This is a genomic window from Acinetobacter sp. MYb191, assembly GCF_037572605.1.
Lineage (GTDB): Bacteria > Pseudomonadota > Gammaproteobacteria > Pseudomonadales > Moraxellaceae > Acinetobacter > Acinetobacter johnsonii.
Window position 1 is genome coordinate 1 of the sequence record NZ_JBBGZP010000006.1, and the last position, 18,886, is coordinate 18,886.

Annotated in this window: 9 protein-coding genes and 2 rRNA genes; all 11 read left to right on the forward strand. The window is 40.8% G+C overall.

From position 1 onward, the window contains the following. Positions 1–302 (forward strand): 23S ribosomal RNA (locus WH214_RS01650); the annotation flags it as partial. Between the two features lie 179 nt (positions 303–481). Beyond that, positions 482–596 (forward strand): 5S ribosomal RNA (gene rrf, locus WH214_RS01655). Between the two features lie 371 nt (positions 597–967). Beyond that, positions 968–2,326, forward strand: a complete 1,359-nt coding sequence (locus WH214_RS01660) for an MFS transporter (RefSeq protein WP_339421958.1) — start codon at positions 968–970, stop codon at positions 2,324–2,326. A 141-nt stretch (positions 2,327–2,467) separates the two neighbouring features. Then, a complete protein-coding gene (locus WH214_RS01665; RefSeq protein WP_445206341.1) occupies positions 2,468–3,028 on the forward strand; it encodes a DUF4256 domain-containing protein in 561 nt (186 codons plus the stop codon). 964 nt (positions 3,029–3,992) lie between these two features. Then, a complete protein-coding gene (locus WH214_RS01670) occupies positions 3,993–5,471 on the forward strand; it encodes a sodium-dependent transporter (RefSeq protein ID WP_224467933.1) in 1,479 nt (492 codons plus the stop codon). A gap of 10 nt (positions 5,472–5,481) precedes the next feature. Next, entirely contained in the window at positions 5,482–5,625 is a 144-nt protein-coding gene (locus WH214_RS01675; protein ID WP_081313279.1) for a methionine/alanine import family NSS transporter small subunit, read from the forward strand. Positions 5,626–6,069: 444 nt separating this feature from the next. Continuing rightward, entirely contained in the window at positions 6,070–8,595 is a 2,526-nt protein-coding gene (locus WH214_RS01680; RefSeq protein WP_339992748.1) for an isopeptide-forming domain-containing fimbrial protein, read from the forward strand. Positions 8,596–8,610: 15 nt separating this feature from the next. Continuing rightward, a complete protein-coding gene (locus WH214_RS01685; RefSeq protein WP_339421961.1) occupies positions 8,611–11,268 on the forward strand; it encodes a hypothetical protein in 2,658 nt (885 codons plus the stop codon). A gap of 4 nt (positions 11,269–11,272) precedes the next feature. Next, positions 11,273–15,118, forward strand: a complete 3,846-nt coding sequence (locus WH214_RS01690) for a prealbumin-like fold domain-containing protein (protein ID WP_339421962.1) — start codon at positions 11,273–11,275, stop codon at positions 15,116–15,118. A gap of 501 nt (positions 15,119–15,619) precedes the next feature. Next, complete coding sequence (locus tag WH214_RS01695) at positions 15,620–16,114, forward strand: hypothetical protein (protein ID WP_339421963.1); 495 nt, start codon at positions 15,620–15,622, stop codon at positions 16,112–16,114. A 46-nt stretch (positions 16,115–16,160) separates the two neighbouring features. Beyond that, the gene (locus WH214_RS01700; protein ID WP_339421964.1) at positions 16,161–18,863 is read left to right on the forward strand and encodes a hypothetical protein; all 2,703 of its coding nucleotides are present in this window, start codon (positions 16,161–16,163) and stop codon (positions 18,861–18,863) included. Positions 18,864–18,886 lie beyond the last annotated feature (23 nt).

Sequence of the window (18,886 nt, forward strand, 5' to 3'; positions counted from 1 at the left end):
GTTCGGTCCCTATCTACCGTGGGCGTTGGAAATTTGAGAGGATCTGCTCCTAGTACGAGAGGACCAGAGTGGACGAACCTCTGGTGTACCGGTTGTGACGCCAGTCGCATCGCCGGGTAGCTATGTTCGGAAGGGATAACCGCTGAAAGCATCTAAGCGGGAAGCCTACCTCAAGATAAGATTTCCCTAGGACTTTATGTCCTCTAAAGAGCCGTTGAAGACTACGACGTTGATAGGTTGGATGTGGAAGCATAGTGATATGTGAAGCTGACCAATACTAATTGCTCGTGAGGCTTGACTATACAACACCCAAACAGTTGGTGTTGTGGTTCAAATCACTGCAAACAACTTGATTTAGTTATAAAGCTAAGTACAATGTGCAAATTAAATTAACTCAGATGTTCTGTTAATAACTCATTTGATGAAAGTTAGGCATACACAATGTGTAAATAAGACCCAACGAATAGTCATAAACAGTTGTGCTGGCGACAATAGCAAGAGTGAACCACCTGATCCCTTCCCGAACTCAGAAGTGAAACCTCTTAGCGCTGATGGTAGTGTGGAGTTATCCATGTGAGAGTAAGTCATCGCCAGCTCATTAATTCAAAATCCCCCTCCGCTAATCGCTGAGGGGGATTTTTTTTTATGCTGAAAATATTAAATAATAAAGAAAAAGAGAAATATTAAGTGGGAAAGAAGAGAATTAGAGCGGAGAATACACGCTAAATTATACAAAAATACATTTATATAATTTAAAATTATGTGAAATATCTACCATTTATCAAAGAATTTGATGTAGTGCAAATTATTTTACGTCATTTTTATACAACTTTAGTCTAATTTTTCCAAAAAATGCTGTTTCAATTGTTTTATTTATAGACAAAAACTGAATTATAATTCATTTTATGTAAAAGTGAATTTTAATTCACTTTTTATAATAAAGCTCACAATTGGAGGTGAGGGAAAAATGACAGCGACAACAATGAATGTAAATGCTGTAATCGATCAGGCTAAGTTTAAGCCTTTTCATTTAACGGTTGTTTTGTGGTGCTTATTCGTCGTCTTGTTTGACGGTTATGATTTAGCAATTAACGGTGTGGCTTTACCGCTTTTAATGAAAGAGTGGGGTATGACGGCTGTTCAAGCGGGAATGCTAGCCAGTACTGCCCTAGCAGGCATGATGTTTGGTGCAATGCTATTTGGGATGCTGGCCGATAAAATTGGCCGTAAAAAAGTCATTATTATCTGTGTTACGTTGTTCAGTGGGTTCACTTTTGCGGGTGGCTTTGCTTCAAACCCGACTGAATTTGGTATTTTACGCTTTATTGCGGGTCTTGGGATTGGTGGTGTATTACCGAATTTGGTTGCTTTAACTTCGGAATATGCGCCGCAGAAGTTTCGTAGTACTTTGGTGACCGCGATGTTTAGTGGCTATGCAATGGGTGGGATTATGGCAGCACTACTAGGTGTTGCATTTACGCCAACATTTGGCTGGAAGATCATGTTTTTCATTGCTGGTATTCCATTACTGTTTATTCCGATTTTATGGAAATTTTTACCTGAATCAGTCACTTTTTTAGTGAAAGACCAGCAAACAGAAAAGGCACGCAGCATTATTCAACGTCTGGTACCTGAAGAGACTGTAACTTCAGCTACTGTTCTAGTGCTGAATGAAGCTAAAGTCCCTGATGCATCTGTCGCTGCCTTGTTTAAAAATGGCCGTGGTATGGGTACAGTTTTATTTTGGTGCTGCTTCTTCATGTGCTTATTGATGGTTTATGCCCTAGGAAGCTGGTTACCAAAACTGATGATGGCTGCGGGTTATTCGATGGGCAGCAGTTTAATGTTCCTCCTTTCCTTGAACATTGGTGCGGTGATTGGCACTGCTGGTGGTGGTGTGCTTGCGGATCGTTTCCACTTGAAACCTGTCATTATTAGCATGTTGACTGTCGGGGCATTTGCATTGGTGGGTTTAGGCTTTAATTCACCACAACCTGTAATTTATTTATTGGTTGCACTTGCAGGAGCCGCTTCAATCGGTTGTAGTATTTTACTATATAGCTATGTGGCGCAATATTATCCGCTAGCTGTTCGTTCAACAGGGTTGGGTTGGGCATCTGGCATTGGCCGTGTGGGTGCAATCGTGGGTCCAATTGTCATTGGTGTATTGTTGGGCATGGAATTACCACATAAGTTGAATTTTATTGCTGTGGCGATTCCTGCGGTGCTTGCTGCGATAGCGGTTTCTTTTATCCGTTTAAATAGTGCTGAAGAAGCAGTTAAAACTCAGGTGAAAGTTTCGAGTTCAATCAAAGCATCTTCTTAATCAAATCCTAAAAATAAAAGGCTCTCATTTTGAGGGCCTTTATTTTTGCAAAATCGGTGTACCGTTGGGTGATATTTGGTCGTGTTTGAAGGAGAGTGCTATGCTAAAGGTAGCATTAAATAGGGCAGCACAATAACAATGATTAAGCAGCAGAAAAAACTCGAACCTGAGCAAACTAAACATTTATTCAATACCTTAGAACAACGGTTTCAACAGCATACTGAACGTCATATGCAAATTAGTTGGGCATTTGTCCGAGAACAACTTTTGCAGTCTCCTGAAAAACTATATGCGTTACAACAAATGGAAATAAGTGGTGGTGAGCCCGATGTCGTGGCTTTACCGAATACACAAGATGTGTATTTTTTTGATTGTTCAATTGAGTCCCCAAAAGGGCGACGGAGCATGTGTTATGACCGAGAGGCACTATTGAGTCGTAAAGACCATCCGCCTGAACATACAGTGCTAGATTGGGTACAGGCTTATGACTTAAGCTTAATGACGGAACAACAGTATTATGCTTTACAGCAGATTTTTAATTTCGACTTGAAAACATCCAGTTGGGTTGAAACTCCAGCTGAATTACGTCAGCAAGGCGGGGCAATTTTTTGTGATCAGCGCTATGGTCGTACGTTTACCTATCATAATGGCGCTGCTTCGTACTATGCGAGTCGAGGATTTCGGACTTATATTCAGCTTTAACTGTGGAAATATAGATAAAAAGAAACCCCGACATCCTGTCGAGGTTTCTTTGTATTTCAGTGTTTAGATACAACTCCTGTCATATCTCACATCCTGATGCTTAAACTGATTATTGTTGTTTTAAGTTTGGGAAACGTCCTGTTTCCTGATGATTTAAATATACATGGCGATGGCTGTTGTTCATACAGCATTTTAACCACGCTATTTGTAAGCCTAAGCTGACAAAAGTGAATGGCTTATAATTCTTGCTTAGTGCTTTAGATCAGCATCTTTTAAATAGTCTGATGAATGCTGGATTGATCTAGTGAAACTGATGATGTTCTACGCAATGACTGGCTTTGGTGGTTTCTCTTTTAAATATAGAGCATCACTGGTATCGCGCAGTTTTAAATACGACTGCACTGTAAGTACGGAATAATATTAAAAAGCCGTATTTATGCATGTGATGTTCATCAGAAAGATGATCAATCTTTCTAGATGGAGTGAATATTTGAATAAAAATGTGAAAAGTAATGTTTTTATGCAGGAGATTGATAGCTTTAGCGTCTTTTAGATTGATTTTTTTAGTAGGTTGAGTATCGATGCAGGATCTTGAAATTTTATGAAGGAAAATAGGCGCAATAAATCATTCCAAAAAGTTTGTTAATTTATAACTAATTTTGTACAATAAATAAGCTGATTAATTGAACGGTTGAATCAGCACACATTATAAAAATGGAATATTTGAAGTAGAAATTACAGAATATTTTTATAAAAGTGAGTATTGTTGAACCATATAAAAGGGAAGTTTAATCGACACACTTTAACCAAGGTTTTGTGAAAACTCCTCTGTTTGTCATTTAGAACCTTGTACCCAAAAGGTCGAAGCTAAATCAAACACTCAAGATTAATATTAAATGGTTCTTTTTTGTTGCGAGATAACCAAATAAAAAGCAATTAAAAGGGACCTAGGTTTAGGTGTTTTATGTCAGGAACTCGTGAAAACTGGACATCACGATCTGGTTTTATTATTGCAGCTGTAGGTTCGGCTGTAGGTTTAGGTAATATTTGGCGTTTCCCTTATGTTGCTTATGAAAATGGTGGCGGCGCCTTTCTTATTCCTTATTTATTGGCTTTAATTACCGCTGGTTTACCTCTGTTATTTTTAGATTATGCAACGGGACACCGTAGTTCGGGGTCACCACCTAAAGCCTATCGGGCTTTGTTTAAAGGCGGTGAAACGCTGGGTTGGTGGCAAGTCTGTGTGTGTATCATCATTGGTTTGTACTATGCCAGCGTACTGACGTGGGCGGGAAGCTATGTTTACTTCTCGATTGGTCAGGCATGGGGCAGTGATCCTGAAAGTTTCTTCTTTAATACCTACTTACAAACTTCGAAAGCAACAGGTTTTGATTTTCAGTTTGTGAGCCATTTATTTTGGCCAATCGTGGGAATTTGGGCACTGACCTTAATTATTCTGTTTGGTGGGGTTAAAAAAGGTGTTGAATTATCGAATAAGATTTTCATGCCGTTGTTATTCGTTTTATTCACTATTTTAGTAGTGCAATCACTTCGTTTACCCGGTGCCGCAGAAGGCTTAAATGCATTCTTTACACCGAACTGGTCTGCGATGATGGACTATAAAGTGTGGTTGGCGGCATATGGTCATACCTTCTTCTCGCTTTCCGTGGGTTTCGGGATCATGGTGACTTATGCATCTTACCTAAAGCCAAAGACCAACTTGACTGGTTCGGGGCTGATCGTTGGTTTTGCCAATGCTTCAACTGAAATTTTGGCGGGTATTGGTATTTTTGCTGCATTGGGCTTTATGGCGCATACCGCAGGCAAAGAAGTTCAAGATGTAGTGAGTGGCGGTATTGGTCTGGCATTTATTGCTTTCCCGAAAATCATTTCAAGTTTAGGAGCGGGTGCTGATTTATTCGGTCTATTGTTCTTCTCGTCATTATTTGTTGCTGGTATTTCTTCCATGGTCAGTATCTTGGAAGTGCCAATTGCAGCGATGCAGGATAAGTTAAAATGGAGCCGAAAAAAAGCTGTTACCATTATTGGTGGTGGTAGTGCACTGGTTTCAGTGATCTTATTCTCCAGTGTGAATGCGATTAAACTGGTAGATATCGTGGATCACTTTATCAATAACATCGGGATTATCGGTGGTGCATTATTGTCGATTATCAGTGTGGCGTGGTTTAAGCGTTCTGCATTGATTGAGCTTCGTGATCACGTAAACCGTATTTCAACGGTTCAATTGGGCAAAGGCTGGGCATTTACTTTAACGGTAATCACCTCATTGATCTTGTTAACGACCTTGAGCATGACCATATTTAACTTACTGAAAAATGGTTATGATAGTTATAGTATGAGTCTACAGGGTGTATTCGGATGGGGCAGCGTGATTTTCTGTGGTGTCGTTGCAATCGTACTCAGTAAAATGAAAGATCGCTAGGAGAGCATAAATGAATACTTCGGCAATCGTGATGATGATCATTTCAATGGTGTTTTTATGGGGTGGACTTGTGTTGTCTATTCTCCACTTGATGAAAAACCCTGAAGAACTCGATGAGGTTCTTGAAGAAGTGAAAGACCAGCATACGTTGTAATACTGGATTTAAAGTTTAGTCGCCCTGAAATAGGTATCTACTTATTAAAAAACGCCCGATGAGCTCATTGGGCGTTTTTTTAACGAGGGTGTAGTGAGCTATCGCACATCAGCGCTATACAACAATGCTTCGATAAGTTTTTTTTGATGAGTTAATTTGGATCAATTTGGCTTGAAATAAATAAGAATTCATACGGCCAGAAAGAACAAAAAGTATCCTGTACAAATTTTATCTAATAAATATGCAATCACAATAACAACTATGATACAAAATAGTATAGAATTGTGACACAGTTTGTACTTTTGCTGGCTAATTCATATGAAAATTAACAAAAAGAAATTTTCTGCTCTGTCGTGTTTTTTTTTTTTTTAATTATAAGCACATGCATTTACACAACCGGGAAGCTATATTTATAACGTTGCATATGGGGACTATACCGATGAGATGGGGAATGTTTTATTGGTCAATTCCAATCCCGTGGCATTGGAAGTGCAAAAAACGTACTCACTGACTTTAGTACAAAACCAAAACCAATATGGTGTGGTTGGTGGGGCTGTGAATCTGCCACACATCTTAACCAATACAGGTAATACTGCTGATCGATATACATTGGGTTTAGTACAAAGTAGTACGGATAATTTTGATTTAAGTAATGTAAAGGTCTATGCAGACCGCGATCAAAATGGTTTACCAGATAATACTGAAGACTTATTGGTAGGTTCAATTGAGCTCAATGCGAGTCAATCTTTAGCAGTTGTGATTGTGGGCAGTATCCCGACAAATGTCTCCTTTAATCAGCTCAGTAGTTTAGACCTCAAAGCTGTGAGCCAGCAAAATGCTACGCTTTCTGCACAAGTCACAGATACGATTCGCGTTGTCGATGATGCTGTGATTTCTCTCGTTAAAGCGCAAAGTACAAGTGAAGGCAATATTGGTGATTTGATTACCTATACTTTGACCTATCGGAATACAGGGACAGCAACACGTCGTGTCGTGCTGCAAGATGTGTTGGATGATTCTTTAGAATATGTATCAGGGTCGGCAGTTTGGAATCAGAATAGCACTGCACTCACCGATGCAAATGATACAGAAGGATCTGCCAATACGGGAATTTCCTATCAACTTAAACCTGATGGGAAGAGTCTAGAAGCCAGTATTACGGCTGTTGCACCACTCACATCAGGCACACTAGCTTTTAAAGCCAAAGTCAAACAAGGTGCGACAAATAAAATTCCAAACACGGCAGGTTTTGTACAATACGATACAGATAGCACCACGGTAAAACTGAGCAGTTTCTCCAATACCGTCATTTACAACTTAGCTGCTGTCTATGGGGTGGTTTTAAATAATAAATCCAGTTCAGCAACGAACCTTGGTAACCCGAATGGCAGTCCCGATAACCTAGTGGTTCAAGCCAGTTTGAAACCAGGGCAAGAAGTTTTCTTTAATAACTATGTTTGGAACATCGGCAATACCACAGATACTTATAATTTAAGTTATAGCTCAAACAATAACAATCTACCTAGCTGTGCCACAGTTAATTTTTACACGCAGGATGGAAAAACTTTACTTACGGATACCAATGGGGACGGTAAAGTCGACACAGGTTCGATTTCAAATGCGGCAGTAAAACAAATTCAGGTTGGGGTATCGGCCTCTACAGGCTGTACCAGCAGTGGCAACACTATCAATATTGATGTAGTTGCAACATCCATTGCTTCAAGTACAGTCTCTGACCCGATTCGTAACCAAATTACAGCTTTAACTGCTACATCCAGCAGCAGTGATTTATATAATGCTGACCAATCGGGTTTAGGCGTAGGGATCGTGGATAACGCCGGTCAACCCTTACGTACGGTTAAAGCTACTTCGGGTAAAGCGGTTTTTCCTTTGGTGGCAAAGAATAATTCAACCCAAGCCAATAACTATAATTTGTATGCATCCTTTAGCGCGATTGATGTCGCCAATATTGCGCTTACCGCTAAAATGGGTTTTAGCGTCAAATTTTATGAAGGTGATGCAAGCTGTCAAACGATGGGTAAGCAAATTACCAATACGGGAACCTTAGGTGCAGGAGCAAGCAAGACATATTGTGCAGTGATTGATGTTGACGCAAGCCAACAGAATTTTACAACACCGATTTGGTTTGCGATTCAATCACCGGTTAATCAACAAGCGGACTCGATTAAGAACCAAATTGAAAGTAATGTCGCGCGCTTACTCACCCTGACCAATGATCAGCAGGGGCAGGTAAGTGTGGGCGGCACGATTGTCTATGCGCATACTTTAAAGAATTTGGGCAATATGGCAGAAGGTGAAAACGCAGGTTCTCAAGTGAATTTGAAAGTTGTACCACTTAAAAATGATGGCTTTGTTTATACCCTTTATTATGATGCGAATAAAAATGGTCAGATTGATAGTGCAGACCAAATTATTAGCGCAACAACCAGTTTAAATCAGCTTTTGGGCAGTGCGGGCTTATTGGCGCAGGCTGACATTCAACTTTTACTTAAAGTTCAGGCGGCTCCTTCTGCAACAGAAGGTGTGGTGAGTCAGGCAGATATCGTGGTTGAAGTATCTGACTTTAACGGCATTCATTTAGATAACTTAAAAAATACAGATGTGACCACGGTTGCAACGGGGCATTTACAGTTAGTTAAAACACAAGCAGCGAATAGTAGCTGTACAACCACTAATTTAGCATCTTTGAGCTATTCAACTCAGTTGGTTTTGGTCAAGCCAAATCAATGTGTGGTGTATAAGCTGACACTTAAAAATGATGGTGGTTCAGTGGTGAAGAATGTGCAGTTTAATGATGTTGTTCCAGCTTATACCAGCCTAGTAGGAACGCCTGTAATTGTTCCGTCAGGTACAAACTTATCTTCTGGTGACAAAGTTTCTGCTTTGGTGAGTAGTTTAGATCCAAACCAAGAAGCCAATTTCTACTTTGTTATTCGTGTTAACCCTTAAGAGTAGGCTCGGAAAATGTTTGCAGAAAAGAAAATGATTCGAAATATCCGTATTGCCATGCTGTGCTTGTTGGGGGCAACAGCATCGACTTGGGTTTTTGCTGATGCTCTGGTCATCAGTAACATGGCTGTGGGTGAATACAAAGAAGAAGGCTCTACCGTGGTTCAAGTGGCACGTTCCAATTTGGTTCAAACCACGGTGATTCCTGTTTATAACTTGAATTTGAAAGATAACCGAACGGAATATGTGCGTCCAGGGCAGGCGGTCTATTATCACCATGTTCTAACCAATACTGGGAACGAACGCGACCTTTATAATTTGTTGGGCAGTCAAATTGCAGGGGGGAGTTTTACCCATAGCAATATTGAAATTTATTTAGATGCCGATCGAAATGGTGTTGCAGACAATAATACTCCGATTAGCCAATATAGCTTAAATGCTGGAGAGACGGTTGCACTGATTATTAAAGCCATTATTCCTTCATCAGCAGCCGTAAATAGCTCCAGTCAGATTCAACTCACAGCGACCTCTACACAACAACCCAGTCTGACTCAAAATAACATTGATACATCTCGCATCACGGATCAGGCAGTTTTAAATTTAACCAAGAGTTTTGATAAAACAACCGTCGTGAATGGGGATATCGCAACCGTCCGTTTAACCTATTTCAATAATGGTAATAACAGCGGTGTAGTGAATATCAGTGACTTGTTGGATACCACGCAGTTGACGTATGTCATGGGTAATGAAAACTGGAATGGGCAAGCACTGAATTCTGCGACAGGCAGTAATGATCCAACAGGAATCAATTATTACCTCGATACGGATGGTAAAACTATTCGTGCGCAAATCACCAATGTCCCTGCGAATGCGCAAGGCTATATTGAGTTCCGTGTTCGGGTTGCTCGTACTGCACCCGGTGAGATTCCCAACTTTGCCAATATGGATTATGACCATGATAGTTTGTCTACTACAGCAAATTTAACCACGCAGTCCAACACCGCAGTATTAAACATTAAACCGATTTATGGGGTGGTGATTAATGCGGATGTAAATAGTGTGAGTGGCGCAGACTTACTGACTAAATCTGCGGTAAGTAGTGGTGGATCGGTTAGCTTTGAGAACTATGTGTGGAATACAGGAACGGTAGCAGATCGGTTCAATTTAACTTTTAACAGCCATAATTTACCGACAGGTAGTGTATTGGAATTCTATCGTGCAGATGGCGTCACTCCACTGTTTGATAGTAATAATGACGGTATTGTTGATACGGGAACGCTAGATGCAGGCGCTAAACTTCCGATAATTGTGAAAGTCACGTTCCCTGCAGACTATATAGATACAGCCAATACCACGTATAACATTGTGCCTAAAGCACAATCGATTTTAGACAATACCAAAACAGATACGGTACAAGATCGTACATCACTGATTCAAAGTACAGCCTCTCGGTTGGTTGACCTGATCAATAGTCCTGAAACTACGGCAAATGGTACAGGAAATGGCAATGTGTCGAGCGGGGGGGCGCCGTGGAAAACTTTAGCTGGGGTGAATAATCAAACGGTGGTGTTCCCATTCACTGTACGTCATACAGGTCAAGCGACGGCATATAGTTTTAGTGCCGATGCCGATAATAATTTTGCGACGGTTGCATTGCCTACTGAAATTAGTTCAGTTCGCTATTTTTCTACAACGACGGCAAACTGTTCAGTGCTTGGAGTGGAAATTGCTTCAACGCGACTGTTGAATAATGGCGAATCACAGCTCTATTGCGCTGTGGTCGAAATTCGGGCGGATGCCAAGACCACAACCCAACCGATTCCAATTTATTTTAAAGTGGCTTCGTCTAATTTGATGACCTCAGCGCCAAGTAATGGTTATGACGTTATTCAAAATGCAATTACGATTAACTCAAATGCGAGTCAAGGTGGGGTGAGTTTAGAACCTGATTTACGTGGGCAAATTGCCCCAGGAGGCAGTATTGTTTATACCCACACCTTAAAACCGTGGGGAACGTCTGTATTGTCAGCAACGGATAATTTAAGCGTTGCCAATGATCGAACTGGCTTTACCACAACACTTTATTATGATGCCAATAATGATGGGCAGTTAGATGCGTCTGACCCGATTATTCAAAACTTATCTATTGTGAATGCTTCTATTCTTAGCAGCAAAGCACAGATTCGTATTTTTAATAAAGTTGAGAATACCGCATATAACACGGTCGGAGTGGCGAATACCTCTGTGATTAGCCTAAAAAATAGTGCGGGTACGATATTAGACACAGCGACAGACATTACAACCATCACTAGTGCACCAGTCCGTTTGAGCAAGTTACAAGCCAAAGATAATAATTGTGATGGCGTGGCAGATGGCGCGTATACCTCAAATGTATTGCCGATTACACGTAATTCAGATGGGTCTGGGCAATGTGTTCTGTATCAATTAACCGTGAAGAATTTGGGTGCTTCGGCAATTGGTCGATTTAATTTTTATGACTATACGCCTGAGGCGATGGTGATGAGTAAAGCGCCAAGTTGTACAACCTGTGAAGTGGGTTCATTAACTGCACCAGCACTTGGACAGTCAGGTGCAATTAAGGGTTCAGTTGCGGCAATAAAAAGCAATGAAAGTCATAGCTTAGAATTTGGGGTGAAATATGTGGGGAACTAAGTCAATGAAGCGCATTATTGCATTCTCAGCAAGCCTAGGTCTTGGATTGGTGTTAAATTCGGTCGCAATTGCTGCTGTTCCTACTTTAGAAATTTCATCGGCAAGTGGCACAGCAGGAACAGGACCAACAACTTCATCTCAAACCAATACATATTTATTTAATGCTGATAACCCAACGGCAAATACTTTTAGCCCAAGTTATTTTCCAAAAACCACAGTTACATACACACTCGAAAATCAGCAATATACAAACGGGTTGGTCTTTGGGGGGAGTAGTAGCTCAAGTACAAGTGAACGGCAGATTTTTATTCCGCTAAATGGTCAGGGTAGCCCAGTCAGTTCTGATTTTACCTCAAGTCGTCTAAACCCAACTATGGGAACGGGTATTGATGCTAACCTTAACTATGGTACGCGTGTACTGCTTCAAGCCGGTATTTTGGGCAGTTCAAACGGAAGTAATACATCATCAAGAGAGGGGGGGTTAGGTTATTACTTTGGTGATGTAGTGGTGACATTTAACCGTGATGTCAAGAATCCAGTCATTAACTTATCTGGTATGGGTGGGGTTGCTATTAGTTCTAATGGGAATACAGCATTTGGGATTACCACGAATTTTGTACTGAGTAGTCCTCCGAGTGGAACAACAATCCGACGTTTATCTGGTCGTAATTTAAGTGTTAATGGACTTAACATTACGAACTCTGCTTCGTTATATGGGGCGACCACAGGGGGAAACAATAATTCAAACCATAATGGTACTGGAGCAAATGGTGGGGCCAGTGGTAGCGTACAAGTTGAGAATAGCAATAGTATAAGAACATTAAGATTTAGAGTTTATATTGCGTCTGATTACACGGGGAATAGCACCTTGGGCTGGAGTTCAGACTCTGGAGATGCTTTTGTTTTTAGTGCTTCCAGTGTTGACTCTATGGTAGGTGATTTAGTTGTTTCAAAAACCAATAATACAACTCAAGTCTATTCTGGGGCTACAACGACTTATACTGTTCGTGTGGCTAACAATGGCCCAGATACGTATACAGGAACATTACTCAAGGATGTGATTGGGACAGGGTTAACAGTGACTGCCATATCCTGCAGTACAGTTGCCAATAATAAATGTACCGTGGCTCCAGATTTAACTGATTTAGCTTCTATTGACACGGGAAGCTTAGCCTCTGGTGAGTTCTATGAAATTTTAGTCACAGCCCGTGTTGACGCGGCGGCAGGTAGTACGGTAACAAATACTGCTACAGTAGAAGTACCAACATTAGGTTCTTCAACAGGGGTAAGTTGTACAACTTTAAATGCAAACGGTATTACCCGTTCGTTTAACCAAACGACGGGCACTTGTACGACAGCAGACCAAGATACCGTATTGGCATCGGCAGATTTGGAAGTCTCAAAGGTCTCTGATAAGACTACATACAATACAGGTGAGGTTGTTAAGTATACGATTAAGGCTTGGAATAATGGTGGATTAGCAGTTACAGATGCCACATTAATAGATACTGTTCCTGCAAATATTGCGAGTTTAACTTGGACTTGTACGAAATATGGAACCGCTGTTTGCCCAACGACAATGACCAGTTCAGAAAGTAGCAATAGCTTAACTGCAACTGGATTGAACCTTCCTGCAAATGGGAAAGATGTCAATTATTTAGAGTTCACCATATCAGGGTTAGCTTATAAAGCCGGTTCTATTGCCAATACTGCATCTATTTCTACGAGTGTTTTTGATCGCAACTCTGCAAATAACAGTGCTACAGCAAACATGACGATTATGCAGAATACGCCTGTAACAACAGGGAGTTCTCAAAATCAATGTTCAGCGAGTCAGGCCGTGAATCTTGTGTCTGATACCACTTTTAGAAAATATGATGCAGACAATACATTAACGGCTTTTGAGAATAATCTAAAAACAGCAGGTAGTAGTCCAACAGTTCTTCCAAATAGCATCATGTATGGCACAGGTGCAAATGGTGCTTTACAGGTGAGAGGGCGTTTGAGTTGGTCATATGGTTATCCACGAACCAACACAACAGGTGCGACCATGCGAGTGTTGGTAGATGGTGTTGTGTATGCTGTATTAACCACACCGGGTAAAAGTTCAAATACTACAGCATCGTTCAATGCCTTAAATGGTGCTCAAGTTGCACAAGCGGATTATGCTTTAACGTCTTACCAAACAGATCCTGGTTCAATTAATTTTACAATTACATTACCAACTACAGTAAGTAGTGTGAAAGTTGTTCGTACAGAATTCCAGAGTTATGCGGGTTCTGGTATGGCAGGAGATGATATTGGTATTGGTTTAAATGAAGTGAATGCTTGTTTAAAGCCAACTTTTGAAATGAATAAAGTGTCTGAAAATGGCACCGACAGTTTCAACTTTAGTTCTTTTTCAAATTTGAGCAATGCCAATGCTGCAATCATTACCAGTGGAGAAGTGGTAACAACTGTTGTTGGTACGGCACAGTCTGTGCGCCTAAAAAATAGTACATCACCTGTTGAGCAAGGTTCAACGGTAGCCTACGCGACCCCAAACACAGTGATTAGTTTTGCTGAATCAGCTTCAACTTTATATTCACTTAAGAGTGTGGAATGTATCGATAGCAATGCCGCTGTTTCAGGGAATAGCTCAGGTAATTTGGGAAGCTTAAGTGGACTGACTCAAACTATTCCAGCAGCAAATGTGAAATTTGCGTCTAAGTTTATCTGCCGCGTGACGAATAGTAAGAACGCAGGCTATGTGTTTTCTGGCCGCGTTTTTAATGATAACAGTGGTACAACCTCAGATACATCAAAGGCCTATAACGGTGCCGTAGATGCGGGTGAGTTGGGAATAGCAGGCAGTGTTATTGAATTGCAAGATTGTAGTAGCAAAGCCGTTTTGGCCTCTGCTACAAGCAATGCCAATGGTGAGTTTAGAATCCAAACATTACAAGATGTCTTTTCTGGACGCAGTAATGTCTGCCTCGTACAACGAAATGTAACAGGCTATGATTCAGTAAGTTCTGCAAAAGCAAGTAATGTTACAGCGACAGCAGATAGCACAAATGATCAGTTTACGATTCCAAAAGCAAATAATGTCACCAGTTATGAAGGCTTCTTATTTGGTGATGCTGAGTTGCAATTGGTCTTAAGTCAAAATGGACAAAAAACCATTGTGGCTGGAGATGTGGTGGATTATCCGCATGAATTGACGGCTAAAAGTGTGATGAATGTGCTCAATTTAATGGAAAGCAAAGAGCAGCAACCTGCAAATAATCAGCCTTGGCAGAGTTTAATTTACGTGGACAGCAACTGTAATGCGGAGTTAGATCAAGGTGAGAGTTTACTGACGAGTCGCACCATCAAAGCCAATGAAAAAGTTTGTTTGATTCAGCGAGTGATTTCACCAACCACAGCGCAAGGTGGTGATCGGTTTATTGCGAGTTTTAAAGTCAATGGAAAAGCCACTTATAGCAGTGCTACGGCAAAAGAAAGTAATAGTGTGAATGACATTACGACTATTGGGACAGCAGGCTTAAGTATTAGTAAATTGGTCCGTAAAACGACAGCATGTCCTGCACCTAGCAATAATACTACGCCGTTTACTGTGTCAAACCAAGCTGCGAAAGGGGATTATTTGGAATATCAAATGACCTATATCAATAATTCAAACAAAAATTTAGTCGATATCGTTCTAAAAGATAGTGTTCCCGTGGGTACGGTTTATGGAACGATGTCGTGTACAGCTTCTGGTTGTCAAACTGAAGCAAATGCAGGGCAGTTGAAATGGACAATTCCTGGTGTGTTGGCACCGAAACAAAAGGGACAAGTGGGTTTCTGTGTACGGATTCCCGATTAGTTAATTTGTGATATGACAAGCCCCTTCTGAGATCTACACGAAGGGGCTTTTTATTGCTCATTTTTGATATATAGGACTATGATTTTCTGCGTATTTATTTGAAAAATATATTAAATGATAAGCGTTAATTGAGTGATTTAAAGACAGTTATAGCATCTATTTTATCCAGATAATTCTCTCAAAAAAACAACATTTAGGATTTTCGAAGAGCATTTAAGTTTTTTCTGTCAGTTGTAATTTTTTGTATCTCTTGCAAATGTTTCTGTATGTAATTTAATTTAAAATTAAAAAAACAATAAATATCAATAAGTTGATTTTATTTTTGTGATTTTTTGTATCAATATGAAATAGCCTAAGGTGAACTGGTTAACATTTTTTTTAAATAATGTATGGTTGTTTGTGTGTTTTTTGTTTAATATTGCTTTGAGATTTGTTGCATTAATTTATAAAAAAGTGATTAGTGTCACAAAAAATTCGCATTGGTTCGCAGTGGATAAAATCATGTTAAACAAAAATTCTATGCTGAAAAAAATGACAATTAGTTTGATGTTTGTTGGGGTTGCTGCCAGTGCAATGGCGGTAACAGCAGCGACCAATAATGAGCCTGTCTCTGTTCAGCTTAAAGCGTTCAAAAAAGTTGTAGACAATAAGGGGAATGCACAATTTAAAGCTGCAGACTCAATTAAACCGCAGGATGTGATTGAGTATCGTGCGACGTATACCAACAACACGACAGGTAGCATCAAAAGCTTAAAAGCGACATTACCGATTCCTGCCGATACTCAATATTTGGGTGCAAGTCTGCCTTCAGGTGCACTCGCGAGCACGGATGGTGTCAACTTTTCAGCAATGCCATTAAAGAAAAAAGTAGATGGAAAATTGGTCAATATTCCATTGAAAGAATACCGCGCTTTACAGTGGCAGATTGTAGAGTTACCAGCGAAAAAGTCCGTAACGGTTAGTGCACAAGCCAAAGTAAATACTGCAAACGATTAATTTCTCAATTTTACACACATCATTCCGATGGAGTCGGGGGACTTTCATGTCTATGAATTTGAAAACAACAAAGCGAAATAACCTTTATTTGTCAATTGCGACAGTCTTAGGTGGGTTTGCTTTCTTTGCTACAGGCACCACATATGCGGCTGCGCCAGCTGCGGGTACGAACATTAGTAACATTGCAACGGCATCGTATGTGGATGGTACTTCGACCACACGTACTGTCACATCGAATGAAGTCAAAACGACTGTTTTACAAGTGGGCAGTTTCACACTTGAACAAGACCGTAGTGCGACTGCGAACCCGAACGGTGTGGTGACCCTATCACACGTCTTGACCAACACTGGTAATGGAACAGATAAGTTCACATTAAGTTTGGCAAACATCGCTGGTGATGCATTTGATTTCTCAAATATTGCGATTTACTTAGATGCGAATAAAGACGGCGTGCCTGATAACAACACCAATTTAATGGGTCAGGTTATTACCTTAAATGCGGGTGAGTCTGCAGGTTTAGTGGTTGTGGGTACAACAGCATCAACAGCTCAGGCAAATGACTTGGGTAAATTGACTTTATCAGCAGAAAGCACGTTCATCGGTTCAAGTGATATCAAAGTGAACACGGATACAGTGAAAATCGTGGGTGGCGCGGTGATTCAAGTCACGAAATCTGCCAATGTTACTGCTGTAACTCGTGGCGATACGGTGACTTATGAGTTGACCTATAAAAACACAGGTAATGCTGACGCAACTAATTTAACCATTGAAGATATCCTGCCAGCAGGTGTGACGTACGTTGCTGGGTCTGCGCGTTGGAGTGGTCAAACAGCGGCATTGACAGATGCTACTGGTGACGAAACAGCAGCGAAGTACGAATTTACCAATGGTAAAGCGCAGTTGGTATTGGCATCAGTACCACGTAACAGCACAGGAAAATTGACATTCCAAGTAACAGTCAACGCAAGTGCGCCAGCGGGTAAAATTACTAACATCGCAACATTTGACCCAGATGGTCCAGGTACAGAAAGCCCACAACCTACGAACCCGTATGATGTCACAGTTCAGTCGACTTATATTGGTACGATCAATGATTTAGCAACAGACCCTTACTCAGATGCTGAAGTCGCGGGTTCTAAAGATGACTTAATCTCTACCACTGCTGTTCAAGGTTCACCTATCTTATTTGGTGCTTCAAGCTCAACTGAAGATATTTGGATTCATAACCTAGGTAATGTGACTGAGACATATAACATTAAAGTCGATAAATCTAAGCTACCAGCAGGTTCTATCGTTGAATTGTTAAAATCAGATGGTAATACACCATTAACAGACACCAATGGTGACGCAAGTGTAGATAGTGGTCCATTGGCTTCTGGTGGTCATCTTGAAATTTCTGCACGTATTACTTTGCCAAATGGTTATACAGGGCCGATTACAGCCCCTGGCCTAGATACAATCCTAACCATTACACCTGTACATGGCACTTTATCCGATAAGATCACTTTACGTATTACTGACATCACTACGTCTAAAGTCGATTTGAGTAATGGTAAGGGTAATAAAGACTATATAGAAAATGATACTGCACTTACAGGTGAAGGTGCATATGTTGCAGCGAATATTGTAACGACAGTAACGACTAAACCAGGTGTTGCAGGAACATTCCCGATTGCTGTGACCAATGGCGGTTCAACTGCAGACAACTATAACTTCGGTACAGATCAACCATTACCATCAGGTTGGACAGTTGAGTACTTTGTTGCAGATTCAAATGGGGTGTGTTCTTCAACTAAAGTGACCAACACAGGTGCAATTCAGCCAAATGCAACGGCTTATTTCTGTGCCAAAGTGACGCCTTCTGCAAATGCAACGCCTGCAAATAGCCAAGATATTGTCTTCACGATTAACTCTCCTGCCACTGGCCTAACCGACAAGATGAAAGATCGTCTGGTTGTAGAAGCTGTGCGTGGACTGTCGTTCTTAGCTGATCAACAAGGTCAAGTCGCTCCAGGTGGTACGATTGTTTATAAGCATACTTTGACCAACAACGGTAACGTTGTAGAAGGTGTGACAGGGGGGAGTACACTTCCATTTGCAATCACGCATGACCCATCAAATAGTGGCTTTGTAACCTCAGTTTATGTGGACAAAAACAATAATGGTGTTGCTGACGCGAGTGAGTTGGTTACTGGCGCTGATCTTAATGCGTGGCTAACAGCGACGAATGGTGCAGATGGTCTTTCGCCAAATGAAAGCGTAAGTATCTTGGTGAAAGTTGAAGCACCAAGTAATGCAACTGCAGGTCAGGCCGATCTATCTATTGTAACCATCACTCCGACAGGTGAATTGAACAGTATTGCTGCCCCTGCAGCTGTCACTGTAACTGATAAAACTACAGTGAACATTGGTCAAGTCCGTTTGGAAAAATTACAAGCGCTAGACGCTGATTGTAATGGTGTTGAAGAAGGCAATTTCGGAACATCAACGCTTCAAGCTAAACCTGGTGCTTGTATCATTTACCAAATTAAGGCGGTGAATGAAGGTAACCAAGCAGTAACTAAAGTTGTGATCACGGATGCGGTGCCAAGTTATACCACTTTAGGTACAACACCAGCAGCTGCACTAGATCCTGCATCAAAAGGTACGGTATCGAATACAGCAAACAATTTGAAATCAACTGAGTTTGCTTTAGCACCTTCTGAAACGGTCACAATGAAGTTCAGCGTTAAGGTCGATGGACAATAATTAAGACATAACATTAATAACTA